The sequence below is a fragment of the Streptococcus sp. GMD6S genome, from assembly GCF_000297015.1.
The window spans coordinates 1-507 of record NZ_AJRH01000368.1 but is presented as its reverse complement, the minus strand read 5'-3'; the positions used below and the strand labels follow the sequence as shown (position 1 = coordinate 507).

At 43.4% G+C, this 507-nt stretch carries 1 protein-coding gene; it reads left to right on the top strand.

Annotation, left to right across the window (positions count from 1 at the left end; genetic code table 11):
- Positions 1–220: 220 nt before the first annotated feature.
- Positions 221–507: carbamoyl phosphate synthase preATP-grasp domain-containing protein (locus GMD6S_RS11660; protein WP_008296291.1), on the top strand; the 287-nt coding region annotated here is incomplete at its 3' end.

The following is a 507-nucleotide window of genomic DNA, read 5'->3' as shown; positions in this document are numbered from 1 at the left end:
ATTTTTTATCGAAAAATATCGTTTCTCTAAAAAATCGTCGGAGAATTTATTTAATGGCAACCAGAGAGTTGCCGAATAGAAAGGAGAAGATACATTGTTCGCGGAAGTGAACACGCCCTAAGAACTGTGTGAAAAAGATAAACATCGTCTTGACGCTAAAGGCGTCTGCACCGAGTTTCCTATTTTCACTGTGTTCTTTACGGGCTTTGTATCATAAACTATGCCTAAACGTACTGATATTCAAAAAATTATGGTGATTGGTTCTGGTCCAATTATTATTGGTCAGGCTGCTGAGTTTGACTACGCGGGGACCCAGGCCTGCTTGTCTTTGAAAGAGGAAGGTTATGAAGTTGTCTTGGTGAACTCAAACCCTGCCACCATCATGACGGACAAGGAGATTGCGGACAAGGTCTACATCGAACCGATCACACTCGAGTTTGTGACACGTATTCTCCGTAAGGAACGTCCAGATGCCTTGCTTCCAACTCTTGGAGGCCAAACAGGGCT